The sequence below is a fragment of the Nonomuraea sp. NPDC003804 genome (assembly GCF_040610675.1).
GTDB lineage: Bacteria > Actinomycetota > Actinomycetes > Streptosporangiales > Streptosporangiaceae > Nonomuraea.
In genome coordinates, this window is record NZ_JBEXMT010000014.1 from 71,111 (window position 1) to 96,559 (window position 25,449).

General features: G+C 71.6%; 23 protein-coding genes. 16 read left to right on the plus strand and 7 right to left on the minus strand.

All coding sequences use genetic code 11. The annotated features are described in order from the left end of the window. Window positions 1-78: 78 nt before the first annotated feature. Complete coding sequence (gene secA / locus ABZX22_RS20370; RefSeq protein WP_354911168.1) at window positions 79-2,868, plus strand: preprotein translocase subunit SecA; 2,790 nt, start codon at window positions 79-81, stop codon at window positions 2,866-2,868. Window positions 2,869-3,257: 389 nt separating this feature from the next. On the opposite strand, the gene ABZX22_RS20375 is transcribed toward secA, so the two are convergent. The 4 genes from ABZX22_RS20375 to ABZX22_RS20390 all read right to left on the minus strand — a co-directional run bounded on the left by ABZX22_RS20375 (window position 3,258) and on the right by ABZX22_RS20390 (window position 7,718). Beyond that, window positions 3,258-3,725, minus strand: a complete 468-nt coding sequence (locus ABZX22_RS20375; protein ID WP_354911170.1) for an Rv3235 family protein — start codon at window positions 3,723-3,725, stop codon at window positions 3,258-3,260. A 243-nt stretch (window positions 3,726-3,968) separates the two neighbouring features. Next, entirely contained in the window at window positions 3,969-5,255 is a 1,287-nt protein-coding gene (locus tag ABZX22_RS20380) for a PTS transporter subunit EIIC (protein WP_354911173.1), read from the minus strand. Window positions 5,256-5,502: 247 nt separating this feature from the next. After that, the gene (locus ABZX22_RS20385; RefSeq protein WP_354911175.1) at window positions 5,503-6,870 is read right to left on the minus strand and encodes a PTS transporter subunit EIIC; all 1,368 of its coding nucleotides are present in this window, start codon (window positions 6,868-6,870) and stop codon (window positions 5,503-5,505) included. Window positions 6,871-6,977: 107 nt separating this feature from the next. Continuing rightward, window positions 6,978-7,718, minus strand: a complete 741-nt coding sequence (locus ABZX22_RS20390) for a GntR family transcriptional regulator (protein WP_354911176.1) — start codon at window positions 7,716-7,718, stop codon at window positions 6,978-6,980. A gap of 103 nt (window positions 7,719-7,821) precedes the next feature. Between ABZX22_RS20390 and ABZX22_RS20395 the strand changes: the two genes are divergently transcribed. The 6 genes from ABZX22_RS20395 to ABZX22_RS20420 all read left to right on the plus strand — a co-directional run bounded on the left by ABZX22_RS20395 (window position 7,822) and on the right by ABZX22_RS20420 (window position 13,454). Beyond that, complete coding sequence (locus tag ABZX22_RS20395) at window positions 7,822-8,856, plus strand: SIS domain-containing protein (protein ID WP_354911179.1); 1,035 nt, start codon at window positions 7,822-7,824, stop codon at window positions 8,854-8,856. Window positions 8,857-9,001: 145 nt separating this feature from the next. Then, window positions 9,002-9,238 (plus strand): PTS glucose/sucrose transporter subunit IIB, encoded by a 237-nt coding sequence (locus ABZX22_RS20400; RefSeq protein WP_192779931.1) that lies wholly within the window; start codon window positions 9,002-9,004, stop codon window positions 9,236-9,238. Window positions 9,239-9,291: 53 nt separating this feature from the next. Continuing rightward, on the plus strand, window positions 9,292-9,738 hold the full coding sequence (locus ABZX22_RS20405) for a PTS glucose transporter subunit IIA (RefSeq protein ID WP_354911182.1): 447 nt from the start codon (window positions 9,292-9,294) through the stop codon (window positions 9,736-9,738). Window positions 9,739-10,004: 266 nt separating this feature from the next. Then, window positions 10,005-10,262: an HPr family phosphocarrier protein gene (locus tag ABZX22_RS20410; protein ID WP_354911185.1), complete on the plus strand. Its 258-nt coding sequence runs from the start codon at window positions 10,005-10,007 to the stop codon at window positions 10,260-10,262. After that, window positions 10,259-11,929 carry a phosphoenolpyruvate--protein phosphotransferase gene (gene ptsP, locus ABZX22_RS20415; RefSeq protein ID WP_354911187.1) on the plus strand — a complete coding sequence of 557 codons (1,671 nt, stop codon included), beginning with the start codon at window positions 10,259-10,261 and terminating at the stop codon, window positions 11,927-11,929. The genes ABZX22_RS20410 and ptsP overlap by 4 nt, the downstream gene beginning before the upstream one ends. 187 nt (window positions 11,930-12,116) lie before the next feature. Beyond that, window positions 12,117-13,454, plus strand: coding sequence for a glycoside hydrolase family 3 protein (locus tag ABZX22_RS20420; protein ID WP_354911189.1), 1,338 nt, complete (start codon window positions 12,117-12,119; stop codon window positions 13,452-13,454). 58 nt (window positions 13,455-13,512) lie between these two features. Here the strand turns inward: ABZX22_RS20420 and ABZX22_RS20425 are convergent, their stop codons facing one another. Then, a complete protein-coding gene (locus ABZX22_RS20425; RefSeq protein WP_354911192.1) occupies window positions 13,513-13,674 on the minus strand; it encodes a hypothetical protein in 162 nt (53 codons plus the stop codon). 84 nt (window positions 13,675-13,758) lie between these two features. On the opposite strand from ABZX22_RS20425, the gene ABZX22_RS20430 reads away from it, so the two are divergent. The 5 genes from ABZX22_RS20430 (at window position 13,759) to ABZX22_RS20450 (ending at window position 16,794) form a co-directional block, all read left to right on the plus strand. After that, entirely contained in the window at window positions 13,759-14,379 is a 621-nt protein-coding gene (locus tag ABZX22_RS20430; RefSeq protein ID WP_354911194.1) for an HAD family phosphatase, read from the plus strand. Between the two features lie 30 nt (window positions 14,380-14,409). Further along, window positions 14,410-14,916 carry a hypothetical protein gene (locus tag ABZX22_RS20435; RefSeq protein WP_354911196.1) on the plus strand — a complete coding sequence of 169 codons (507 nt, stop codon included), beginning with the start codon at window positions 14,410-14,412 and terminating at the stop codon, window positions 14,914-14,916. Window positions 14,917-14,933: 17 nt separating this feature from the next. Next, window positions 14,934-15,560, plus strand: coding sequence for an HAD hydrolase-like protein (locus ABZX22_RS20440; RefSeq protein WP_354911199.1), 627 nt, complete (start codon window positions 14,934-14,936; stop codon window positions 15,558-15,560). Between the two features lie 28 nt (window positions 15,561-15,588). Further along, window positions 15,589-16,329, plus strand: coding sequence for a haloacid dehalogenase-like hydrolase (locus ABZX22_RS20445; protein WP_354911200.1), 741 nt, complete (start codon window positions 15,589-15,591; stop codon window positions 16,327-16,329). 192 nt (window positions 16,330-16,521) lie between these two features. After that, window positions 16,522-16,794 carry a hypothetical protein gene (locus ABZX22_RS20450; protein ID WP_354911203.1) on the plus strand — a complete coding sequence of 91 codons (273 nt, stop codon included), beginning with the start codon at window positions 16,522-16,524 and terminating at the stop codon, window positions 16,792-16,794. Window positions 16,795-16,859: 65 nt separating this feature from the next. Here the strand turns inward: ABZX22_RS20450 and ABZX22_RS20455 are convergent, their stop codons facing one another. Continuing rightward, entirely contained in the window at window positions 16,860-18,011 is a 1,152-nt protein-coding gene (locus tag ABZX22_RS20455; protein ID WP_354911205.1) for a lipase, read from the minus strand. A 191-nt stretch (window positions 18,012-18,202) separates the two neighbouring features. Between ABZX22_RS20455 and ABZX22_RS20460 the strand changes: the two genes are divergently transcribed. Further along, window positions 18,203-19,864 (plus strand): BBE domain-containing protein, encoded by a 1,662-nt coding sequence (locus ABZX22_RS20460; protein WP_354911207.1) that lies wholly within the window; start codon window positions 18,203-18,205, stop codon window positions 19,862-19,864. Window positions 19,865-19,963: 99 nt separating this feature from the next. On the opposite strand, the gene ABZX22_RS20465 is transcribed toward ABZX22_RS20460, so the two are convergent. After that, window positions 19,964-21,553, minus strand: coding sequence for a penicillin-binding transpeptidase domain-containing protein (locus ABZX22_RS20465; RefSeq protein ID WP_354911209.1), 1,590 nt, complete (start codon window positions 21,551-21,553; stop codon window positions 19,964-19,966). 87 nt (window positions 21,554-21,640) lie between these two features. Here ABZX22_RS20465 and ABZX22_RS20470 point away from each other — a divergent pair, with 87 nt between their 5' ends. The 3 genes from ABZX22_RS20470 to ABZX22_RS20480 are packed head-to-tail and all read left to right on the plus strand — an operon-like array spanning window position 21,641 to window position 25,428. Beyond that, complete coding sequence (locus ABZX22_RS20470; protein ID WP_354911211.1) at window positions 21,641-22,576, plus strand: LysR family transcriptional regulator; 936 nt, start codon at window positions 21,641-21,643, stop codon at window positions 22,574-22,576. After that, entirely contained in the window at window positions 22,573-23,415 is an 843-nt protein-coding gene (locus ABZX22_RS20475; protein WP_354911213.1) for a serine hydrolase, read from the plus strand. Before ABZX22_RS20470 ends, ABZX22_RS20475 begins: the two co-directional genes overlap by 4 nt. A gap of 57 nt (window positions 23,416-23,472) precedes the next feature. Then, window positions 23,473-25,428 carry an acetoacetate--CoA ligase gene (locus ABZX22_RS20480; protein ID WP_354911216.1) on the plus strand — a complete coding sequence of 652 codons (1,956 nt, stop codon included), beginning with the start codon at window positions 23,473-23,475 and terminating at the stop codon, window positions 25,426-25,428. Window positions 25,429-25,449: the final 21 nt, after the last annotated feature.

Genomic DNA, 25,449 nt, shown 5'->3' on the forward strand with positions numbered 1-25,449 from the left:
CGATGGCCATGGGGAAGTTTGTCTCAGCCTCTCCTCCTGGCGGCCGCCGGGGTAGACCTGCGAGGAGCTTTACACAAAGTGCCAGCCATTCTCGACAAGATTCTGCGCGCCGGCGAGGGCAAGGTCCTGCGCAAGCTCAAGCGGATCGCCGACCAGGTCAACTCCATCGAGGACGACTTCAAGAGCCTGTCCGACGCGGAGTTGCGCGCGCTTACGGACGAGTTCAAGCAGCGACACGCCGATGGGGAGTCGCTCGACGATCTGTTGCCCGAGGCTTTCGCCGCGGTGCGGGAGGCGGCGCGGCGCGTGCTCGGCCAGCGCCCGTACGACGTCCAGATCATGGGCGGCGCCAACCTTCACCTGGGCAACATCTCCGAGATGAAGACCGGTGAGGGCAAGACCCTGACCTGCGTGCTGCCCAGCTACCTTAACGCGCTGACCGGCAAGGGCGTCCACGTCATCACGGTCAACGACTACCTGGCCCAGCGTGACGCGGAGAAGATGGGGCGGATCCACCGCTTCCTCGGCCTCGAGACCGGGGTGATCATCGCGGGGCAGAGCCCCGAGGAGCGGCGCAAGATGTACGCCGCCGACATCACCTACGGCACCAACAACGAGTTCGGCTTCGACTACCTGCGCGACAACATGGCCTGGTCGCTGGACGAGTGCGTCCAGCGCGGCCACAACTTCGCGATCGTCGACGAGGTCGACTCCATCCTCATCGACGAGGCCCGTACGCCGCTGATCATCTCGGGTCCCGGCGAGCAGTCGGGCAAGTGGTACACCGAGTTCGCCAAGATCGTGCCGCGCCTCCGCAGGGGCGTCGAGGCCAAGAACCCGGGCGAGCCCAGCACCGGCGACTACGTCGTCGACGAGAAGAAGCGCACGGTCGGCGTGCTCGAGTCCGGCGTGGAGAAGGTCGAGGACTGGCTCGGCATCGACAACCTCTACAAGCCCGAGCACACCCACCTGGTCGGCTTCCTCAACAACGCGTTGAAGGCCAAGGAGCTCTACAAGAAGGACAAGGACTACATCGTCGCCGACGGCGAGGTCCTGATCGTCGACGAGTTCACCGGCCGAGTCCTGCACGGGCGCCGCTACAACGAGGGCATGCACCAGGCCATCGAGGCCAAGGAGGGGGTGAAGATCAAGGACGAGAACCAGACGCTCGCCACGATCACCCTCCAGAACTACTTCCGTCTCTACAGCAAGCTCGCCGGCATGACCGGCACCGCGGCCACCGAGGCGAACGAGTTCCACCAGACCTACAAGCTCGGCGTGGTCCCGATCCCGACCAACCGGCCGATGATCCGCAAGGACCAGTCCGACCTCATCTACCGCACCGAGGACGCCAAGTTCACCGCGGTCGTCGAGGACATCAAGGAGCGCTACGCCGCCGGCCAGCCGGTCCTGGTCGGCACCACCTCGGTCGAGAAGTCCGAGCGGCTGTCGAAGATGCTGACCCGTCAGGGCGTCAAGCACGAGGTGCTCAACGCGAAGAACCACGCGCGTGAGGCGTCGATCGTCGCCGAGGCGGGCCGCAAGCACGCCGTGACCGTGGCCACCAACATGGCCGGTCGAGGCACCGACATCATGCTCGGTGGCAACCCCGAGTTCCGCGCCGACACCGAGCTGCGCCAGCGCGGCCTCGACCCCGTCGAGACGCCGGAGGAGTACGAGAAGTCCTACGCCGAGGCGCTGGAGAAGGCCAAGCAGGCGGTCAAGACCGAGCACGAGGAGGTCACCGAGCTCGGCGGCCTCTACGTCCTCGGCACCGAGCGTCACGAGTCGCGGCGCATCGACAACCAGCTGCGTGGCCGTTCCGGACGTCAGGGCGACCCCGGCGAGTCGCGCTTCTACCTCTCGCTCGGCGACGACCTCATGCGGCTGTTCAACTCGCCGCGCGTCGAGGCGATCATGGTCAGGATGAACATCCCCGACGACCAGCCGATCGAGTCGGGCATCGTCACCAAGGCCGTCGCCTCCGCCCAGCACCAGGTCGAGCAGCAGAACTTCGAGATCCGCAAGAACGTTCTGAAGTACGACGAGGTCATGAACCGGCAGCGCAAGGTGATCTACGCCGAGCGCCACCGGGTGCTGGAGGGCGCCGACCTGCACGAGCAGGTCCGCGGCTTCGTCACCGACGTGATCGACGAGTACGTCGGCGCCGCCACGGCCGAGGGCTTCTCCGAGGAGTGGGACCTCGACAAGCTGTGGAAGGCGTTCGGCGAGCTGTACCCGATCTCGATCAGCCTCGAGGACGTCGTCGAGGGGGCGGGCGGCCGCGAGGAGCTGTCGGCCGACGTGCTCCGCGACAAGATCAAGACCGACGCCCTCGCCGCCTACGACCGGCGCGAGGAGGAGCTCGGCTCCGAGGCCATGCGCGAGCTGGAGCGGCGCGTCATCCTGTCGGTCCTCGACCGCAAGTGGCGCGAGCACCTCTACGAGATGGACTACCTCCAGGAGGGCATCGGCCTGCGCGCCATGGCGCAGCGCGACCCCCTGATCGAGTACCAGCGCGAGGGCTTCGAGATGTTCTCCGCGATGCTCGACGGCATCAAGGAGGAGTCGGTCGGCTACCTGTTCAACCTCGAGGTCGAGGTGCAGGAGAACCCGATCGTCGAGGAGTCGGCGGAGATCGCCGAGACCCGGTCGATCATCGCGCGTGGCCTGCGCGGGCCGCAGCGGCCGACCGAGCTGGAGTACACCGCTCCCGGCGAGGCGGGCGAGGTCGAGCACACCAAGGTCCGCACGACGGCCGCCGAGCGTGCCGCCTACGGCAACGTGGAGCGCAACGCGCCGTGCCCGTGCGGGTCGGGCAAGAAGTACAAGCGCTGCCACGGCGACCCGAAGCACGTCGAGGCGTAGCGGCCGGCGTTTCGAGGCCCCGTCCCCATCTGGGGGCGGGGCCTTTCGCATGCGGCCCACCGGCCGCACATCGGGGGGTAGCGGAAGCGTGGGTCGGTTCCGGCGTGGCGTGATGCCGAGGGCACGGTACTGCCGGGGCGCCGGGGTCCTTGCCGGGCGGCGGGCTGCGGGGGCTGCAGGTTCCGGAGCGGCGGGCTGCGGGGGGCTGCAGGTTCCGGAGCGGCGGGCTGCGGGGGCGCCGGGTTCTGGGGGGTGGCTGAGGAAGCGGGGGCAGGTCGGGTGTGGAGGGTCGTCGGTGGGGTAGGGGCGCGGGGCGTCGGTAGAGGGCGGTACGGCGGGCGGGAGGCCCGCCGTACCGGCGTGTCCGGTGGTTTCGGACTACCGGGGTGTCAGGCGGTCTCGAAGTCGGTGCACAGCCACTGGACGCCGCGCCGTTCCAGCCGGAGCGCCAGTACGTGGCTGCGTTCGCCGCAGTGCACCAGCAGGCACATCTCCACCACCCCTTCCTTGGGCTGCGTCACGCGGGGAACGCCCGCGAACGGCCGGCCGCCGGTGGTGATCATCTTTCCGGCGCGGACGAGTTCGGCGTAGGCCCGTTCGGTGAGCCGGTCGCTGACCGTTTCGGGTGGCCGGCGGCCGGCCAGGATCTCGGCGAGCGCCTGGCCGAGGTGGCGCAGGTGGCGCTCGTCGGGGATGGAGCCGGGCGGCCCCCAGACCAACGGGAGCGGGTCGGGGGCGAGGGCGAGCGACCCCTGGGTGGTGGGCTCCGGACCGTGGTGCTCCCCGTCGTACGGCGGGTCGGGGACGGGGGTGAGGGTGACGCGGGGGAGCGGAGCGGGACGCAGCCGTGATGCCATGAAACCTCCAACCTCATGCGGGAGAACGTCGGTATAAGGAGTTTTCGGTCCCAAGCCCAGATACATCAGTCGCCAACTTTTCCGCTTCTCCCGATCTTTTTGCGGGGATCAACGAAGAAGATCACGACGAGTTGGATCGGTTGGTCACCAGCCTGTCGTGTATTTCGGCGGACGCGCATGGCGTGCCTGCCGTTCCGAATCCATTCCGGCCGGTATTTCGGGCCATTGCCGGCCTGTCGAATGTCAGCGAGCGGGCTGCTCGGTGTCCTCGTCGGGCTCCCGGCCCGGGGTGAGGATGTCGAACTTGCGTATCAGGAAGCTGAAGAGCGCGTAGTACAGGACGAAGTAGACCAGCCCGATCGCGATGATCAGGACCAGGTGGTGGGTGTTCGATTTGGTGGCGTTGAGCAGCATGTCGATGCCGCCCGCCGAGAAGCTGAACCCGAGGCGGGTGTCCAGCGTCGCGAGCAGGGCCATGGAGACCCCGGTGAGCAGCGCGTGCAGGACGAACAGCAGCGGCGCCACGAAGATGAACGCGAACTCCACCGGCTCGGTGATCCCCGTGACGAACGCGGTCAGCGCGGCGCCGACCATGATGGAGCCCACCGCCGCCCGCTTGTGCGAGGGCGCCGCCCGCCAGATCGCCAGCGCCGCCCCCGGGACGCCGAACATCAGCACCGGGAAGAAGCCGGTCATGAAGATCCCCGCGCCCTGCTGGCCGATGGCGTAGCACTTGAGGTCGCCCGCGGCGTGCACGCCGTTCACCGTGCACTCGGGGATGACCGTCCAGACGATCGAGTTGATGAAGTGGTGCAGGCCGAGCGGGATGAGCAGGCGGTTGGCCACGCCGTAGACGCCCGCGCCGACGGTGGAATGGGTGGCCAGCCAGTCGCCGAAGGCGGTCAGCGCGGTGCCGATGGGCGGCCAGATGATGCCGAACACGACGCCGAGCCCGAGAGCGGCGACGGCGGTGATGATGGGGACGAACCGTCTGCCGCCGAAGAAGGCCAGCCAGGTGGGCAGCTTGATCCGGTAGTAGCGCTGCCAGAGCACCGCGGCCACCAGGCCGATCACGATGCCGCCGAGGACGCCCGTCGGCTGGGCGGAGGCGGCCTGGTTGATCACCGTGCTGTGGTCCTGGAGGGTGAGGGTGACCTTGGCCCTGACCGCCTCACTGGTGGAGTAGAAGAACATGCGGCGGGTGACCTGGTCGAACACCAGGTAGCCGACCACGGCGGCCAGCGCGGTCGAGCCGTCGGCGCGCTTGGCGAACCCGATGGCGACGCCGACCGCGAACAGTAGCGGCAGGTTGTCGAAGAGCGCGCCGCCGGCGGCGGCGAAGATGACGGCCACCTTGTCGACGAAGGCGTTGTCGGTACGGCCGAGCAGGTCGTCCTGGCCGAAGCGGAGCAGCAGACCGGCGGCAGGCAGGACGGCGATGGGCAGCATGAGGGATCGGCCGATCCGCTGCAGCACGGCGAGGACGGCCGACCAGAAGGACGCGCGGCCGTCGGCGGTCGTTTCGCTCATCCCGACACCCCCGGCAGATCGTCACGGGGGATGCGGGGTATCTACCACGCCCCGTCCTGCGGAAACGCCTCCCGCACGGCGACGGGCGCGCAGCCGGCGCCCGGGCGGCATGGCCCGAGGACGGCGGGTCGCGAGGGGTGGGTCATGGCCTGTGGCGGGTCTCGGGCGGGGTGTCCCGAGGGCGACGGGTCATGAGGGCGACGCGTCATGAGGGGCGGGTCATAGGGGGTGGGTCATGAGGGGTGGGTCATGGCGTGTGGGGCTCGGACGGGGGCCCGGGGGTGGATGAGGAGGAGGAGACGGTGGCGGTCTCGCCGGAGTCGACGTCCACCTCCGGCTCCCGTCCCGGCGTCATGATGTCCAGCCGCCTGATCAGGAAGCTGAACACCACGTAGTAGACCGCCCCGTAGATCACCCCGATGACCAGGATCCCGACCACGTTGTTCGTGTTGGACTTGCCGGCGTTCAGCAGCATGTCGAGCAGCCCGGCCGAGAAGCCGAACCCGAGCTGCCCGCCGACCAGCGTCGTCACCGCCATCGCGATCCCGGTCAGCACCGCGTGGACGACGAGCAGCACCGGCGCGACGAAGATGAACGCGAACTCGATCGGCTCGGTGATGCCGGTGACGAACGAGGCGAGCGCCGCCGAGAGCATGATGCCGCCGACCGCCGTTCGCTTGCCCGGCAGCGCGGCGCGCCAGATGGCCAGGGCCGCGGCGGGCAGCGCGAACATCATGACAGGGAAGAACCCGGCCATGAACTCGCCCGCGCCGGGGTCGCCGCCGAAGTAGCAGTTCCAGTCGCCGGCGAAGGTGCGCCCGCCGACCTGGCACTCGGGGACGACGTACCAGACGATCGAGTTGACGAAGTGGTGCAGGCCGAGCGGTACCAGCAGCCGGTTGAAGAACCCGTACAGGCCGGTGCCGAGGGCTCCCGCGTCGGCCAGCGCCCGGCCCGCCTGGCCGATCCACTCGCCGAGCACCGGCCAGATCCAGCCGATGAGCACGCCGATCAGCAGCGCCGCGATCGAGGTGATGATCGGCACGAAGCGCCGTCCACCGAAGAAGGCCAGCCACGAGGGCAGCTTGATCCGGTAGAAGCGCTGCCAGAGCACCGCGGTGACCAGCCCGATCAGGATGCCGCCGAGCACCTTGGTCGGGTTCTGGATGCCGTAGTTGATGATCTCCTTGATCCCCTGGCTCTCCGCCTGGCGGATCATGACGGTGTCCCTGATGGCGGACTCGAAGAACATCACCTTGGTGACGCGGTCGAAGACCAGGTAGCCGACCACGGCGGCCAGGGCGGTGGAGCCGTCGGCCTTGCGGGCGAACCCGATGGCCACGCCGACCGCGAACAGCAGCGGCAGGTTCTCGAACAGGGCGGCTCCGGCGGCGTCGAGCACCTCGGCGACGTGGGTCATCCACGCGAAGGCCGCCACGTCGGCCAGTCCTCCGGGTTCGGCGCCGTTGGCGCCCAGCATGTCGGGCTGGCCGAAGCGCTGCAGGAGCGCGGCGGCGGGCAGGGCGGTGATGGGAAGCATGAGCGAACGGCCCATGCGCTGGAGCACGGCCATGAAGCGGGCGAACGGCGAAGGGATCGCGGCGGACTCGGTCACCGGGAGTTCCTCCGGAGTGTGGGGGGTAAGGACCAGGCCCGGCCGGGGGACCTGGCGGGGCGGGGTGACGAGCAGGACCCAAGCATGCCGTACCCCCTGCGAGCCGGTCAGCCGCGACGGGCGGGGATCTCCAGGACGGTGCGCAACTGGTACCGATCGGCCCGGTAGGTGGACACGCCCAGCTCGGCGCAGACCCCACCGGAGAAGGAGCGGCGTTGCAGCAGCAGTACCGCCCCGCCACGGGGCAGCTTCAGCAGGTCGGCGTCGCTGGGGTCGGCGATCCCTCCGTCGATGGTCAGCTCGCCGGCGTCCATCACGATGCCGTAGCGCGCCTCGAGCAGCTGGTAGAGCGACTTGCCCGTCAGATCGTGGTCGGCCAGGTCGGGCGCCAGCGAGACGGGGATGTGGGCGCGCTCGATCGACAGCGGCTCGCCGTCGGCGGTGCGCAGCCGTTCGATGAAGTGGACCTCCTCGCCCGGCTGGATGCCGAGTTCCTTCGCCAGGTGGGCGCTCGCGCGCACGATGCGCCGGTCGAGGTCGCGGGAGCCCGGTTCGAGGCCGCGGGCGCGCATGTCGTTGGTGAAGGAGGTGAGCTGGAGCGCCAGCTCGATCTTCGGCCTGGCGACGAAGGTGCCCTTCCCTGGCACCCTGTGCAGCCGGCCCTCCGAGACCAGGTGGTCGACGGCCTGGCGGACGGTCATCCGCGACAGGCCGAAACGCTGGCAGAGCTCGCGCTCGGACGGGATCGCCGCGCCGATGCTCAGCTCGTTGCTGTCGATGAGATCCAGCAGGATCTCGCGGAGCTGGAAGTACTTGGGCACCGGGCTGTCCGGATCGATGTGCGCCACGGATCCTCCCCTCGATCTGACCTGGGCGATGAGTTATGGTTCGTACTGGTCTAGTCCGGACTAGACCACATGCCGGAACAGCCAGTCAAGCGATGGGGACACGATGACCACGAAGATGCGCAGCGAGATCGCCGAGCAACCGGCCGCGTTGCGGGCCACCCTGGACTCATTGCTTCCCCGGGTCGACGAGGTGAAGGCGCTCGGCGAGCAGACCAGGCAGCTGCTGTTCATCGCGCGCGGCACCTCCGACAACGCCGCAGTCTACGGCCGTTATCTCATCGAGTCGCACGCCGGACGCCTGTCCGCCCTCGCCGCGCCGTCGATCGCCACCACCTACCGGCGCAAGCTCGACCTCGACGGCGTGCTGGCCGTCGCCATCTCCCAGTCCGGCAGGACGGAGGAGATCGTCGAGACGCTGGCCTGGGCCAAGGACTGCGGCGCCAAGACCGTCGGCATCACCAACGGCGGCGAGGACAGCCCGCTCGCCCAGGCGGCCGACGTCGCCCTGGTCACGCTGGCCGGCGAGGAGAAGGCGGTCCCCGCCACCAAGACCTACACCACGCAGCTCGCGGCGCTGGCCGTTCTCGCGCTGGGGCTCGGCGCGGATGTCGACGCCGCCGACCTGCAGCGGGTGCCGGAGGCGGTGGAGAAGCTGATCGCCGAGCCGGGAGACCTGGAGGCGGTCGTCGAGGGCCTGGCCGACAAGCCGGGCGTGGTCGTCTCGGGGCGCGGCATGGCCTTCTCGACCGCTCTGGAGACCGCGCTGAAGCTCAAGGAGGCCTGCTACCTGCACGCCATGGGCCTGTCCTACGCCGACCTGCTGCACGGCCCGATCGCGGTGGTGGACGAGGACACCCCCGCGCTGCTGGTCGCCGCGGAGAACAGCCCGACGCTGGCCGGTACGGTCGCCCTGGCCGAGCGCGTGGTCGGCGCGGGCGCGGCGGCCTACACCGTGGGCGGCGGCCAGGCGCTGGCCCAGGCGGGTACGGCCGCGCTGAACGGCCCCGACCTGCCCGAATGGGTGGCCCCGATGGGCCTGATCGTCCCCGGTCAGCTCCTCACCGAGGCGCTGGCCCGGCGCCTCGGGATCGACCCCGACGCCCCGCGCGGGCTCAACAAGGTCACCCAGACCGACTGATCACTCGCGGTCGTCCACTCATGAGAAACCTGGCCGCCGGACTGCCGGCACGGTGCTGAGCCGCGCAAAGAAACGGTCCGCGGGCTGATGGCCGCTTTCTCCTGAGTAGCCTGGTCAGACAGACGTATCGACGAGGGAGGACCACATGGCGGCGGACGCTAACGCGATCATCGCCGGGCTCGGTGGTGCGGCCAACATCATCGAGATCGAGCCGTGCATCACGCGGCTGCGCACCGAGGTGCACGACGCCTCCAAAGTCGATCAGGCGGCGCTGAAGGCAGCGGGGGCCCACGGAGTGATGGCCGCGGGAAACGTCGTCCAGGTCGTGGTCGGCCCCGAAGCCGACACGATCGCCAGCGACATCGAGGACATCATCGGCTAGGTCGCCGGCGGCGGGGTTCTCCCGCCGCCGGCGCTCTGGTTCAGGGGGGACCAATGACCAGCGTTCTCGCCCCGGTCGAGGGGGCCGCGGTCGGCCTGGGCGCCGTGCCCGATCCGGTGTTCTCGGCGGGCATGGTCGGGCCCGGCGCGGCGATCGACCCGGCGCGCGGGCCAGGGAAGGCCGTCGCCCCGATCGGTGGAAAGATCTTGAAGCTGCATCCGCACGCCTACGTCATCGTGGGCGACGACGGCAGGGGCGTGCTGGTGCACCTGGGCATCGACACCGTGCAGCTGAAGGGGGAGGGCTTCCGGCTGCTCGTGGCCGAGGGCGACCGGGTCGACGCGGGCCAGCCGGTCGTGGCGTGGGACCCGGCCGTCATCGAGGCGGGCGGGCGCTCCCCGGTCTGCCCGGTGGTCGCGCTGGACGCGCGGGCCGAGGCGGTGACCGTCGTCGCCCAGGGCCCCGTCCACGTCGGTGACGAGCTGTTCCAATGGGCGTAGGTACCGCGCCGCGCCGTCCGACGCACGACCTCCTCGGGGGCGCCGCGCCGTCCGCCCGACCCACCTCCCGGCGGTTCGCGGCGATTGCGTAGTCTTCGAGGACCCGGTGGCGGGGATAGCCGCGGCCAAGGCGGCGGGTATGAGAGGGATGGCGATGGCCACCCGCCCACGCCGGCGAGGACCTGGCCGGCGCCGATCCCGCGGTCGGCCGGCCGCTGTTTCGTGAGTCCAGCTGGTCTGGACCGGCACACCTAGGAGGAGCCCCGATGGCCGAGCGCAAGGTGACCGTCGAAGCGGAGGTAGGGCTGCACGCCCGTCCCGCGGCGACGTTCGTGACGGCGGCGGCGAAGGCCCCCATCGACGTCACCGTGGGCAGGCTGGGCGGCGAGCCCGTCAACGCCAAGAGCATCCTGATGGTGATGGGCCTCGACGTCCGTCAGGGCGAGATGATCGTGATCAAGGCCGATGGGGAAGGCGCGGAGGAGCTCGTGGAAGAGCTGGCCGCGATCGCATCGGCGCCATGACCATCTCGGGGGTGGGGGTCAGTCCCGGCATCGGGCAGGGCCCTGTCTACGTGCTGACCGTCTCGGTGCCCGAACCCCCCGAGGGCGCCACCTACGAGGGAGAGGCGGATCAGGAGAAGGCGCGGGCCCACGCCGCGCTGGAACAGGTCGCCGGCGAGCTGGAGGCGCGCGGCGTCAGGGCGGGCGGCGAGGCCAAGGACGTGCTCGCCGCCCAGGCGCTGATGGCCCGCGACCCCGGCCTGGCCATCGGCGTCGACGCGCTGATCGAGACCGGGACTGCCGCGCCCAGGGCCGTCTACGAGTCCTTCGGCAAGTACCGCGACCTGCTCGTCGCCGCGGGCGGCTACATGGGCCAGCGGGTGGTCGACGTCGAGGACGTCAGGGACCGGACGATCGCCGTGCTCACCGGGCATCCGGTGCCCGGCGTGCCGACGACGGCGGCCGAGCCGTACGTGCTGGTGGCGCGGGACCTGGCGCCCGCGGACACGGTGCTGCTGACCAGGGACGTGGTCGCCGCCTTCGTGACCGAGCAGGGCGGCCCCACCAGCCACACCGCGATCCTGGCGCGCGCGATGGGCCTGCCCGCGGTCGTGGCGGCGCGCGGCGCGACCGCGCTGCGCCCCGGCGTCCGCGTGCTCGTCGACGGCGGCCTCGGTACGGTCACCGTCGAGCCCAGCGAGCAGCAGGTGGCCGACGCCCGGCGCCTGTCGGCGGCCAGGGCGCGAGCGCTCGACGCGGCGACCGGCCCCGGCAGGACGGCCGACGGGCACCCGGTGCCGCTGCTGGCCAACATCGGCGGGCCCGCGGACGTGCAGGCGGCCGTGGACAGCGGCGCCGAGGGGGTCGGCCTGTACCGGACGGAGTTCCTGTTCCTCGACAGGGCCAGCCCGCCCACGCGCGAGCAGCAGCGCGACGCCTACCGGGCGGTGCTCGAGGCCTTCCCGCAGGGCAAGGTCGTGGTCCGCACGCTCGACGCCGGCGCCGACAAGCCGCTCGCCTTCCTGCCGGCCACCGGCCGCGAGCCCAACCCGGCGCTCGGGCTGCGCGGGCTGCGGATGTTCAGGGCCTTCCCCGAGGTGATGACGGACCAGCTCCAGGCGCTCGCCGACGCGGGCGCGGGGATGTCCGACCGGCTCCAGGTGATGGCACCCATGGTGTCCACCGTCGATGAGGCCACCTGGTTCGTCCACGAGTGCACGGTCAAGGGGCTCGGCTCGGTCGGGGTGATGATCGAGGTCCCGGCCGCCGCGCTGCGCTCGAAGGACCTGGCCGCCACGGTCGGCTTCCTGTCGATCGGCACCAACGACCTGGCCCAGTACGCCTTCGCCGCCGACCGGCAGGTCGGAGCGCTGAGCGCGCTGCAGGACCCGTGGCATCCGGCGCTCCTCGACCTGATCGCGGCGGCGGTCGGCGACCACGGCGTGCCGTGCGGGGTGTGCGGCGAGGCGGCGGCCGATCCGGCGCTGGCATGCGTGCTGGTGGGGCTGGGGGCGGCCACGCTGTCGATGAGCCCGGCGGCGCTGCCGGCCGTACGGGCGGGGCTGGCCGCGCACTCGCTGGCCCAGTGCCGCAGGGCGGCCGCGATGGCGCGGGGGCAGGTGACGGCCGCCGGCGCCAGGAACGCGGCCCGCGCGGCGCTGCCCGGCCTGGCCGACCTCGGCCTGTGATCCCGTCCCGCCGGTGAGTGACGGGCGGCCGTCGCGCCGGGACCGGAGCGGCCCGGCCGCCCGGCCGCGCGGCTGCCGCGTCGGCGGCCCTCGCGAGGGTGCGGGGCCGTTGCGTCGGCGGCCCTCGCGCGGGAGGTGTGGGGCCGTTGGGTCGGCGTGACACCGGCGGGCCGGATAGCTTGGGGGCATGGTGAGAGGCATCCGTACCGCAAGCGTCCTGGCGATAGCGACCTCCCTCGCGGCGTGCGCGAGCTCGGCGGGCGCCGCGGGCTCGGCGCCCCAGATGCCTCCACCAGCGGCGAAACCGTCCACGCAGGCCCCCGCCACGCCCCCGGCGGCCACAGAGGCCGGCACCGCGGCAGGCACCGAGACCGCCGGGGCGGGCGCCGTCCAGCGGGTGCTGGCCCGGATGAGCCTCGAGGAGAAGGTCGGCCAGCTGTTCATGCCGGTCCTCCACGGCACCACCGCCGACAGCGCCTCCGACGGCAACCAGAACGCCTTCGGCGCCGCCACCCCCGCCCGGGTGGTCGCCAAGTACCACCTGGGCGGCGTGATCCTCTTCCCGGAGAACATCAAGAGCGTCTCCCAGGTCGTCTCCCTGACCAACGGCCTGCAGAAGGCCTCGAAGGGTGTGCCGCTGCTCATCGGCACCGACCAGGAGAACGGCCTGGTGTCCAGGATGTCCGCGCTGGTCACCGACCTGCCGGGGGCGTCTGTCGTGGGCGCCACCCGTAACACCGGCCTGGCCCGCAAGGCCGCGGCGGCGACCGGCGCCGAACTGAAGGCGCTCGGCGTGAACCTCGACTTCGCGCCCGTGGCCGACGTCAACCTCGACCCCAGGAACCCGGTCATCGGCAAGCGGGCCTTCGGCGACGACCCGGCCCGCGTCGCGCGGATGGTCGCCGCGTCGGTGAAGGGCTTCCACGACGCGGGCGTCGCCGCGACGGCCAAGCACTTCCCCGGCCACGGCGACACGCGCATCGACAGCCACACCGGCCTGCCGCTGATCAAGCACACCAAGGCGCAGTGGGCGACGATGGACGCCCCGCCGTTCAAGGCGGCGATCGGCGCGGACGTCGACGCGATCATGAGCGCCCACATCGTCATGCCCGCACTCGACCCCTCGGGCGACCCCGCCACCCTGTCCAAGCCGATCCTGACCGGGCTGCTGCGCGACAGGCTGGGCTTCGACGGCGTCGTCTCCACCGACGCGCTCAACATGGCGGGCGTCAGGAAGAAGTACGACGACGGCGAGGTCGCCGTGCGGGCCGTCCTGGCCGGGGCGGACCTGCTGCTCATGCCGCCCGACTTCGCCAAGGCCCACGGCGCGGTCATGGCGGCGGTGAAGTCGGGCCGCATCTCGCGGCAGCGTCTCGACCAGTCGGTGACCAGGCTGCTGGAGCTGCGCCGGAAGCGCGGCTTCCTGGAGCAGGCGCCGGTCGCCTCGGTCGCGGCGGCCGCCGACGTGCTGCGCTCGGCCGAGCACCGCAGGCTGGCCGCCACGATCGTCCGCGCGAGCCGTTAGTCGCGTTCGTGGAGTCCGGCGAACCGGTCAGCGTGGTTCACCGGACTCCTCTGGTGGCTCAGTGGTTGCCCTCGATCGCGTCCCCGATGAACATCGCCGCCAGCAGGGTGATGAGCAGGAGTGCGGTCAGGATGGGCTTGGTCAGCCATGCCGGTCCGTCGGGGAACAGGGGCGGGAGCTTGAACAGTTCGGGGCCTGGTGGTACGAACCGATCTGACACTCGGGTCCCTTCGTCGCCTTGGACGGAAGGTCACGGTATCGAGGGAAATGACCGGCTCCATTCAGGGGATATAGGCTGCTCCTCATGGTCAAGGGAGTCCTGATCGACTGGGGTGGCGTGCTCACCACGAGCATGTCCGAGGCGGTCGCCGGCTGGATCGCGGCCGACCGCCTCGACGGCGACCATTACCGGGCGGTCATGCGGGAGCTGCTGCTGCAGGAGAGCGTCGTCCACGCCCTCGAGCGCGGCGAGATCAGCGCCGCCGACTTCGAGCGCGACCTCGCGGCCAGGCTCCGCACCATCGACGGCACCTCGCCCGTGGCCGAAGGGCTCCTCTCCCGGATGTTCCTCGGCTTCCAGCGGGTCGACGCGATGTACGACATGCTGCTGCGGGTGCGCGGAGCGGGGATCAAAACCTGCCTGCTGTCCAACTCGTGGGCCAACGAGTACCCGCGCGACGGCTGGGACGAGGTCTTCGACGCGGTCGTCATCTCCGGCGAGATCGGCATGCGCAAGCCCGAGCCGCGCATCTTCGAGCACGCCCTCGACCTCATCGGGCTGCGCGGCCCCGAATGCGTCTTCATCGACGACTTCGAGATCAACATCGTCGCCGCCCGGGAGCTCGGCATCGGCGTCATCCACCACACCACCCCCGACACGACGATCGCCGAGCTGGAGACGCTGCTGCGGCTGCCCCTGCGATGATGGTCCCCCTAACGTCGTGAAAGGTTCCCGATGCGCGTATACCTGCCGAGCACCCTTCCCGCGCTTGCCAGGGCGGCGGCCGAAGGGCAGCTCGGCCCCGCCCCGCTGACCGGCTACGCGGTCACTCCCGCGCTGACCGAGTGGTACGCCTCAGGGGACACCGAGGAGCTGGAGTACGTGGCGCTGACCGACGCCGCCCGCGCCTCGCTGCGCATGCTCGCCGCCGACCGCGCCGACGGCGTGGCCGCCGCCCCACGCCGGGTCGTCGTGGCGGCCGAGGTCCCCGACGCGACCCTGTCCATGGGCGCCGACCTGGAAGAGCGGGCCAGGGTACGGCTGGCCGAGGCGGTGCCGATGGCCAAGGTGGCCGCCGTGCACGTCGACGACGTCTCCGCCGCCGCCGACATCGAGGCCGCCATCGCCGCCCTGCCCGCCGCCGACGGCGGGGACGACGACGCCTTGTTCGTCGTCGACGGCGCGGAGGCGCACGAGCTCATGTGGTACGCCACCCAGGAAATCCCCGACCTGCTGGCCTGATGCCCGACAATAGGGGCATGACGCAGCACATCGTCTGGGACTGGAACGGCACCCTCTTCCACGACATCGATGCCGTCGTCGGCGCGACGAACGAGCTCTTCAAGCCTTACGGCCTGCCGATGATGACCGCCGACGGATTCCGTTCCGTCTACACGCGACCCATCTGGCTGGCCTACGAGCGGTTGCTGGGCCGCCCGTTGCGCGAGGGCGAGTGGGACGTGCTCGACAAGGGCTTCCACGACAACTACTTCCGGCTCATGACCGCCTGCGGTCTGGCCGCCGACGCCGAGGCGTCGCTGCGGAACTGGACCGGCACCCAGTCGCTGTGCTCGATGGCGCCGCACGACCACCTGGTGCCGACCGTCACCTCGTTCGGCATCGACATGCACTTCGCCAGGGTCGACGGGCTCACCGGCACCACGGGCGGGGAGAAGGCCGAGCACATGGCCGGCCACATCGCCGCCATCCAGGTCGACCCCGCCGAGGTGCTCGTCATCGGCGACAGCGTCGACGACGGCATGGCGGCCACCCACGTGGGCGCCAGGGCGGTGCTCTACACCGGCGGCATGACGCCCCGCAAGGAGCTGGAGGCGACCGGCTGGCCCGTGGTCGACACCCTGACCGAAGCGCTCAAGCACGCCTGAAACCGGGCCGCTGAGCCGTACCCTGGGCATGGACTTCAGGGAGGCCGCCATCAACCGCCTTGTGCTGTGGAACGTCGATCTCACGCTGGTCGACGTCGCGATCGTCACCAGGGATGCGTACGCCGAGGCGTTCCGCCAGGTCACCGGGCGCCCGCTGGTCAAGCTCGCCCCCGCCATGGGCAGGCCCGACTCCGAGATCGTCTTCGAGACACTCGCCGTCAACGGCATCGTCGCCGAGGACGACCACCTGCCCAGGTTCCTGGCCGCGCTCGCCGTCGCGTTCGCCGACCGGCGCAAGCGGCTGGCCAAGGAGGGCCGGACGATGCCCGGCGCCAAGGACGCCCTGAAGGCGGTCTCCCGGCTCGACGGGGTCGTCCAGTCGGTGCTGACGGGCACCATCAGGGGCAACGCCGTGCACAAGCTCAAGGCGTTCGGGCTCGACAAGTACGTCGACTTCGACCTCGGCGGCTACGGCGAGGAGGTCTACCCCAAGGCGACGCTGCTCCAGGTCGCCCAGGGCAGGGCGAAGCAGCGCCACGGCACGCCGTTCACCGCGGCGAACACCGTGCTGATCGGCGACTCCACCCGCGACGTGCAGGCGGCGCGGATCGGCGGCGCGGCGATGGTGGCGATCGCGTCGGGACGGTCGACGGCGGCCGAGCTCAGGGAGGCGGGCGCCGACATCGTGCTGCCCGACCTGTCGAACGCGTCGGAGGTCGTGGCCGCGGTGGCGAGCCTGACCTCGCCGGTCGACCGCAAGGCAGGCTGACCCGGGCACCGCGCGGGCCGGCCCGGGGACGGCAAGGCGGGCTCATCCGGCGGTCGCGGGGGACACCCTTGACGCCGTTTTTCACCGCAGCGGCGATTCGGGCGAATCGATCACGCGGTAGAACCACCGAGGCGGCTCCGTGGCCGCCGTCTCCCCTCGACCCACCACATGCCATCGAGGAGGAGATCTGTCATGCGTTCCACCCGCGCCGTCCTGCGCACCATCGTCACCATGGCGGCCGTCGGACTGCTGGGCCTGGCCGTCGCGCCCGCCGCCCACGCCGCCCCCAAGGACCCCGAGCACTGCACCCTGGTGAGCTGCCACGACCTGGCGGAGGCGATCGACAACGAGATCCGCGCGTGGCTCCGTCCGTACCTGCCCCTGCTCCCGCCGGACAAGCCGGGCAGGACGAGCGTGCAGGCCTCGTGGTCGTGGTCCGACGCCCGCGCGGACGCCACGCCGTAGCCGATTCCATGGCATCGGCCGGGCACCGCGGGTACGCACCCCGCAGCGGTGCCCGGCCGATCGTCCTAGCGTACGAATCTCACGTCCGGGTGGTCGGGCGACTCGCCGCGCAGCAGCGGGCGCGTCCGGTGCTTGAGCGACTGGTCGAAGAAGGCGCCCAGGTAGGCGCGCTGGGCGGCGACGCTGCGCGCGGGGTCGACCGTCCCGATGCGCTTCGCGCGGACCTCCGGCTCGACGTCCAGCCGCTCGTCGAGCTGCGGCAGGAACGACTGCAGGTCGGTGAAGCTGTAGTGCATGGCCTCCGGCATCGACAGGTCGCGCTTCCAGCCGGAGGACCGCTCCCAGAACGACTTCCACGACGGCGAGGTCAGGTGGCTCCTGCCCTGGCCGTCGCGGGTGCTGCCGGGCGAGCCCATCAGCAGGAACGGGCGGGCGGTGCCCTCGACGGCGGCGCGCGTGGGGGCACGGCCGTCGACGTCGTAGGCGAGCCAGCCGTCCAGGTCGGCGCCGGCGTCGACGCGCCCGTCGGCGACCATCACCTCCGCCGCGGTGTCCCCGCCGAAGGAGTGGCCGAACATGCCCACCCTCGACAGGTCCATCGCCCGCGCGAGGCCGTCCAGGGTAGGCAGCCGGTCCAGGACGAACCGGATGTCGCGCAGCCTGGTCTCCATCCTCGCGCGCAGGCCCTGCGACGGCTTGGCGACCTCCAGCCGGCCGCCGGGGAACTCGACGACGGGCGCCTCGTGGGTGTGGTCCACGGTCACCACGACGTACCCCCTGCTGGCCAGGTCCTCGACGGTGGCGGTTCCGAGCACGCGCAGCGAGCCCGCGCCGGGGGAGTAGAGCACCACCGGCCACCGGCCCTTCGGCCGCGCGTCCTGGCGGGCGTGGGTGCGGACCGCGGCCCAGTCCACCTGCCCCGGCCGCAGGCCCATGGCCGGGGCGCCCTGGTCGAAGTATCCGGCCGCGGCGGCCCGCAGGTACGGCGCCCGCGGCTCCGCCCCGGGCCCGGCCGGGTACCACACGCTCACCATGAGCTCCCGGTCACGCTCCGCGTCCACCAGGTGGACCTCGCGCACGCCGATCTCGTGCGCTCCCGTGGGGGCGGGAAGCTCGAAGGTCACCTTGGCGGGGGAGGCGGTGTCGGCCCGCGCCGCACCGGCGGGAACGGTCAGCAGGGCGGTGGTGGCGAGCAGGGCGGTCATCGTGTTTCGCATGGCCCCAATCTGGCCGCCGGACCCACGCCGGCACCTCTGCCGTCCGTATCGTCCCGACCCTGACTTTCGTCAGGTCGACCGGGTGCACCTATCCCCACCCCTGCCGGGGGCCTGAGCCCATTCTCGCGCCACGGCCCCGCCTCTACCGTCGAGGAACAGCACGTCACACGCACACCAGGGGGTTGTCGACCATGGGTGAGGTCACCCGCAGGGGATTCATCGGCACCACCGCGGCGGTCGGCGGCGGGGCGGTCACGGCGGCCCTCGGGTCCGTCGCGTCCGCCGCGGCGCTCGATCCCGTCGCGTCCGCCACGTCCGCCGCGGCCACGGGCGGGCCGCCGTTAGGACCCGTCGTCGTACGGCCCGGCGACCCGCGCTACGAGGACCTGGCGGTCCGCCGGACGAACCAGCGCTTCACGCCCAGACCCGAACACTTCCACGTCGTGGGCTCGACCGAGCAGATCGTCAAGGCGGTCGGCGACGCGGTCCGCGCGGGCCGCCGCGTCACCGTCCGCAGCGGCGGGCACTGCTACGAGAACTTCGTCGGCGAGGGCGCGCAGGTCGTGATCGACCTGTGCGAGATGTCCGGCGTCTCCTTCGACGAGCGGCGCGGCGCGTTCGCCATCGAGGCGGGCGCCACGCTGATGCGGACCTACCGCACGCTCTACCTCGGCTGGGGCGTCACCATCCCCGGCGGCCAGTGCGGGGGCGTGGCCGCGGGCGGCCACATCGCGGGCGGCGGCTACGGCCCGCTGTCCAGGCGCGACGGCCTGACCGTCGACTACCTGCACGCCGTGGAGGTCGTGGTGGTCGACCGCGGCGGCAGGGCGCGCGCGGTGGTGGCGACCAGCGACCCCGCCGACCCCAACCACGACCTGTGGTGGGCGCACACCGGTGGCGGCGGAGGCAACTTCGGCGTCGTGACCCGCTACTGGATGCGCGACCCGGGGGCCAGGGGGAACGACCCGAGGCGGCTGCTGCCGCGCCCGCCAGCCGAGGTGCTGTCCGGCGTGGCCATCTGGTCGTGGGACGGCATGACCAAGGAGTCGTTCCGCAGGCTGCTGCGCAACCACGGCGAGTGGCACGAGCGCAACAGCGCGCCCGGCACCCCCGCCGCCTCCCTGTGGGGCTCGCTGCTCATCCCCGGCCGCAAGGCGGGCGCCGACCCCGGCGGGATCATCCTGCCCACGCAGGTCGACGCCGCCGTGCCGGGCGCCGAGAAGCTGCTGCGCGACTACTTCGCGGCCGTCGCCGACGGCGTCACCCCCGGGGTGATCGTCCCGCCGTTCCAGCGGATGCCGTGGTTCCAGGCGGTCCGCACCCTGTCGCTCGGCGAGGCCACCGAGTCGGGCCGGTACAAGGGCAAGTCGGCCTACCTGCGCAGGCGCTTCACCGACGAGCAGGCCGACGTCGCCTACGACCACCTCGGCACCGCGGGCGAGGCATCCTCGAACGGCGTGCTGTGGCTCCTGTCGTACGGCGGGCGGGTCAACACGGTGGACCCGGCGGCGACCGCCACGGCGGAGCGCTCGTCGATCCTCAAGGTGATCCACCTGGTGGCATGGGACGAGACCCGGGACGGCGCGGACCACCTGGCGTGGGTGCGTCGGCTCCACCGCGAGACGTTCGAGGCCACGGGAGGCGTGCCGGTGCCCGGAGGCAACTGCGGCGGCGCCTACATCAACTACCCGGACATCGACCATGCCGACCCGACGTGGAACACCTCGGGCGTGCCCTGGTCGACGCTCTACTACGGGGACAACTACGCCAGGTTGCAGCGGGTGAAGGCACGCTGGGACCCGCGCGACGTCTTCCACCACGCGCTGTCGGTCCGCCCTCCCGGCGGCTCCTGACCGGTCACGCGGGCCGTCCCGCGAGTGCGGGGGCGGCCCGGCTGGTCACGCGCCCCGGCCGTCCCGCGAGCGGGCGCCGGGGCGGGGTCCGGTGGCTCGTCAGCCGCTCCTGTCCAGGTTCTGCAGGAAGCGGGCGGCCACGGGCGCCGCCACGGCCGCTCCTGCCCCCGCACCCTCGACGATCACCGCGAACGCCAGGTCGCCGTGATACCCCACGAACCACGAGTGCGCGGGCGGCTCCTTGCCCGAGCCGTACTCCGCCGTCCCGGTCTTCCCCGCCGACCCGGCGGGGAACCGTACGGCGTGGGCGGTCCCCTCGGAGACCACCGCCGGCATCAGGTCGCGCAGCGCCCGCACCACCTCGGGCTCCAGCTTGCGCGGCCCGGAGCCGCCGGGAGGCACCAGGTCGGCCGGGACGAGCCGCGGGGGCCGCCAGGTGCCGTTCGCGATGGCGGCGGCGACGGCGGCCATGTTGAGCGGGCTGGCCAGGACCCGGCCCTGGCCGATGGCTGCGGAGGCCAGGTCGGTGTCGTCCTTGGGCTCGGGGTACTCCGCCCGTACGGCCGGCACGCCCGGCATGATCGGCGCGCCGAAGCCGAAGCCGGCCGCCACCTCGCCCAGCCGTCCGCCCTTCAGCGACGAGACCGCCATGGCGCCGAAGGTGGTGTTGCACGAGTGGGCGAAGGCGTTCCTGAACGACAGCGTCCCGTAGTCGTGGAATCCGGCGTTGTGGAAGGGGAAGCCGCCGATGTTCTGCTCGGGCGGGCACTTCACGGTCTTGTCGGGCGCGACGCCGTCGGCGACGAGGGCGGAGGCGGTGACGACCTTGAAGGTGGATCCCGGCGGGTACTTGCCGAGCAGCGCCCGGTTGAAGCCGCCCGGCTTGTTGACCGCGGCGAGGATCTCGCCGGTCGAGGGGCGCAGCGCCACCAGCGAGGCGGGCTTGGTGACGCCGTCGAGCGCTTCGGCGCCGGCCCGGTGGACGCGCAGGTCGATGGTGGTCTTCAGCGGCGTGCCCTCGGTGGCGCCCTTCTCGGCCACCGTCTCGACCCGCCTGCCGTCGCGGTAGAGGTCGAGCCTGGTGGAGGAGCTGCCGGTCAGCCGGTCCTTGTAGGTCTGCTTGAGCCCGTCGACGAGCTGCTGGACCGAGCCGGGCGCGTCCGTGCCGTCGATGCGCCTGCCGTCGGCGGCGCTGATGGCGGCGGTCTCCGGGTCGGAGACCTCCAGCTTGAAGACGGCCCCGCGGCCGAGCTCCGGGTGGACGGACGTGGACGACCAGTCGACCTGCCACGTGCCGTCCCATTCGCCGACGTGCAGCCGGCCCTGGTAGGTCCAGTCGACGGCGCCCTTCAGCCGGGCGGTGAAGGGGACGACACGGCCTTCCTCCAGCTCCTTCACGTCCTCGCCCACCTCGAAGGCGGCGGAGGTGATCCGGAGCTCCTTGAAGAAGCTCTGGTAGGTCTTGGCGAAGTCGGGCGGGGGCGCGTGGACGAGGGCCTGCATGGCCGGGTAGTCCCGCCTGGACCAGGCGGCGAGGAACGACTCCGCGGTCTCCTCGGGGGAGCCCGCGGTGCGCGTCACCCAGATCACCCCGCCCCCGACCAGGAGCGGCACCAGGAGCCCCGCGGTGACCAGCGGCCACCGTCTCCTGCGCCTCCGCTCCGATCTGAGGTTGCTGAGTTCGTGCATGCGGGCGAGCAGACCAGACGCCCGACCGTCCTGTCCAATAGGGATATCAGGCCTATATTCATTCGATTTGCGATATGGTCGCAGGTCGTGGACCTTGTGCGGCACCTCTACTACTTCACGGTCGTCGCCGAAGAACGTCACTTCGGCAACGCCGCGATCCGCCTCGGCATGGCCCAGCCACCGCTCAGCCAGCGCATCAAGCGGCTGGAGGAGGAGCTGGGCGTGCGGTTGTTCGACCGCTCGTCCCGTCATGTCCGGCTCACCGAGGCGGGGCGGCTGCTGCTGCCCGAGGCACGCGAGGTGATCGCCCGCGTCGAGCGCCTGCGCGAGCTCGTCCGGCACGGCGAGGCCCGCACGCTCAAGGTGGCCCTTCCTCCCGACCTGGGAGCGACGGCCATCGCCGCCCTCGTGGCCCGCTTCCGCGAGGAGAACCCGGAGCTGCGGCTGGCCCCCGCCGAGATGTGGACGGCCGACCAGGTGGCCGCGCTGGCCGAGGGCACGATCGACGTCGGCGTGGTGCGCCATCCCGTCACCGCGCCGGGCCTGCGCTTCGGCGAGGTGCTCGTGCAGGCTGCCGGCGTGCTGCTGGCCGAGGCCGACCCGCTGGCCGTCGCCTCCAGCGTGCACCTGCAGGACCTGGCCGACCGGGAGCTGCTGCTGTTCCCGCAGGAAGGCGAGCCCGGCGCCCACGCCGAGACGCTCGCCGACTGCCGCAGGCACGGCTTCGTCCCCGCGGAGGTGCATCATGGGATCGGGCTGGGGCTGGTGCTCGCGGGCTCGGCGGTGGCGTTCGGCCCGCGTGAGGCCGAACGGCTGGCGCCGGAGGGAGTGATCTGGCGGCCGCTGCTGGGCTCGCCGCTGATCTGGCGGGTCTCGACGGCGTGGCGGGCGGGGACGCCCGAGGTGGCGGCTTTCGCGACGGTGGCCGTACAAGCGCTGAAGGAGAGTGGCGGGATGGCCGAGGAGGGCGTCGCGCCCGCGCGGCAGGTCAGGAGGCGTCCGGCGATGGGTTTCCTGGCATGAACATGGAGGAGGTCTTCCGCCGCGCGGGCGTGGCCGGCTGGCTGCACGCGACCGACATCGACGGCGACGCCGAGGTGTCCTACCGCGCCGACGAGCTGGTGCCGATGGCGTCGGTGTTCAAGCTGCCTGTGCTGGTGGAACTGGCCAGGCAGGCCGACACCGGCGTGCTCGACCCGCGCCGGCACGTGACCGTCACCACGCGTACGGCCGGCGACACGGGCGTGGGCGCGATGCTCGACGACGTCACGATGTCGCTGCGCGACCTGGCCTACCTGATGATCGCGGTGAGCGACAACACCTCGGCCGACGCGGTCGTGGCCGGCATCGGGCTGGAGAGTGTCAACGCCATGCTCGACGCGTTCGGGCTCCGGCGGACGCGGGTGATCGACGACTGCGCCGCGCTGCTGGCCAAGCTGAAGGAGGACGCCGGCTCCGAGGTGCCGATCGCCGACCCCGAGACGCTCGCCCGGCTGCGGGTGCTCGACCCCGCCGCCACGAACCGGACCACGCCTGAGGAGATCACCAGGCTGCTCGCCATGATCTGGCGCGACGAGGCCGCCTCGCCCGCGCAGTGCGCGTGGATGCGGCGGCTGCTCGGGCTGCAGGTGTGGCCGCACCGGCTGTCGTCGGGCTTCCCGTACGACGACGTGGCGGTCAGCGGCAAGACGGGCACGCTGCCGACGATGCGCGCCGAGGTGGGCGTGGTGGAGTATCCCGACGGCGGCCGTTACGCGGTGGCCGTCTTCACCCGCTCCTTCAGCCCCGCGCTCAACCAGCCGCGCGCCGACGCGGTCATCGGCACGGCCGCGCGTATGGCGGTGGACCACCTACGCGCGTAGGGGGATGTGTGGGCGGCGATGATGACTTTCCACTCTCGCGACGACAGGATGGGACACATGGTTGCTGAAGGTGCACTGCTGTGGGAGCCGACGCCGTCCGTGGTGGCGAACGCGAGGATCACCCGTTATCTGTCCGGCGTCGGGCGCGCGGACTACGACGACGCATGGCAGTGGTCCGTCGAGAACCCCGAGGAGTTCTGGACGTCGATCTGGGACTACTTCGGCGTGATCGGTGAGCGTGGTGACGGGCCCGTCATGACTGGGACGATGCCCGGCGTCGAATGGTTCACCGGCAGCTCGCTCAATTACGCGGAGAACGCCCTCAGCCGCGAGGACGGCACCGCCGTGATCTTCCACGCGGAGGACGGCACGCGCCGTGTCATCACCATGGCCGAGCTGCGCGAGGAGGTGGCACGGGTCAGGCGGGGCCTGGCCAGGCTGGGTGTCGGCAAGGGCGACAGGGTCGCCGGCTACCTGCCGAACATCCCCGAGGCGCTCGTCGCCTTCCTCGCCACCGCCTCGCTGGGCGCGATCTGGTCGGCCGGATCTCCCGACTTCGGGGTGCCCAGCATCGTGGACCGTTTCACCCAGATCGAGCCCAAGGTGCTGATCGCCGTCGACGGCTACCGGTACGGCGGCAAGTCCTTCGACCGGTCGGCCGCCGTCGGCGAGATCGTGGCCGCGCTGCCGTCCCTGCGCGCGACCGTCTGGATCCCCTACCTCGCCGCGGCACCGGGCGGCCGCCCCCCGCGGCCGGCCGAGCCGGCCGCGCCCGGCGCCGAGCACCCGGCGCCCGCCGCCGCGCTGCCGCAGGGCGAGGTGCTCGGCTGGGAGGGGCTGCGCGCGGAGGAGGGGCCGCTGGAGTTCGAGCGCGTGCCGTTCGACCACCCGCTGTGGATCCTGTACTCCAGCGGCACGACCGGGCTGCCCAAGCCGATCGTGCACGGGCACGGCGGCGTCGTGCTCGAACACCTCAAGTCGCTCTCCTTCCACCAGGACCTGGGGAAGGGCGATGTGTTCTTCTGGTACACCACCACGGGCTGGATGATGTGGAACTACCTCATCGGCGGCCTCCTGGTCGGATCCACCGTGGTGCTGTACGACGGGGCGCCCACCGACCTGTGGGCGATCGCGGCGGCCGAGAACGTCACGTACTTCGGCACCGGCGCGCCGTACATCGTCTCGTGCATGAAGGCCGACAAGCGGCCCGCGGGCCTGACGGCGCTGAAGGGCATCGGGTCCACCGGCTCGCCGCTGCCGCCCGAGGGGTTCGCCTGGCTCACCGAGGTGCTGCCCGGCGTGCCGGTGGGCTCGTTCTCCGGCGGCACCGACGTGTGCACCGGCTTCGTGGGCGCCACGCCGCTGCACCCGATCCGCGCGGGTGTCATCCCCTGCCGGTCGCTGGGCGCGCGGGTGGAGTCGTTCGACCCCGCCGGCGAGCCGGTCATCGGTGAGGTGGGCGAGCTGGTGCTGACCCGGCCCATGCCGTCCATGCCGGTGATGTTCTGGAACGACCCGTCGGGCGAGCGGTACCGCGACAGCTACTTCGACGTCTACCCGGGCGTGTGGCGGCACGGCGACTGGATCAAGATCGACCAGGACGGCAGCTGCGTGATCTACGGGCGGTCCGACTCCACCCTGAACAGGGGCGGCGTGCGGATGGGCACCAGCGAGTTCTACCGGGTGGTCGAACGCTTCCCGGAGATCGCCGACAGCCTGGTCATCGACACGGGACAGCTCGGGCAGGAAGGGCGGCTGCTGCTGTACGTGACGCTGGCCGAGGGCGAGGTGACACCCGAGCTGGAGGCGCGGCTGAAGGCGGCGCTGCGCGAGGAGCTGTCACCCCGGCACGTCCCCAACGAGATCATCGCGGTGCCCGGCATCCCGCGCACGCTGTCAGGCAAGAAGCTGGAGGTGCCGGTACGGAAGATCCTCCTCGGGACACCCGTCGAGCAGGCCGCCAACCGCGACGCGATGGCCAACCCTGAGGTGCTGCAGCACTTCAAGCCCTGACCGGGCGGGCCGTGGCGCGGT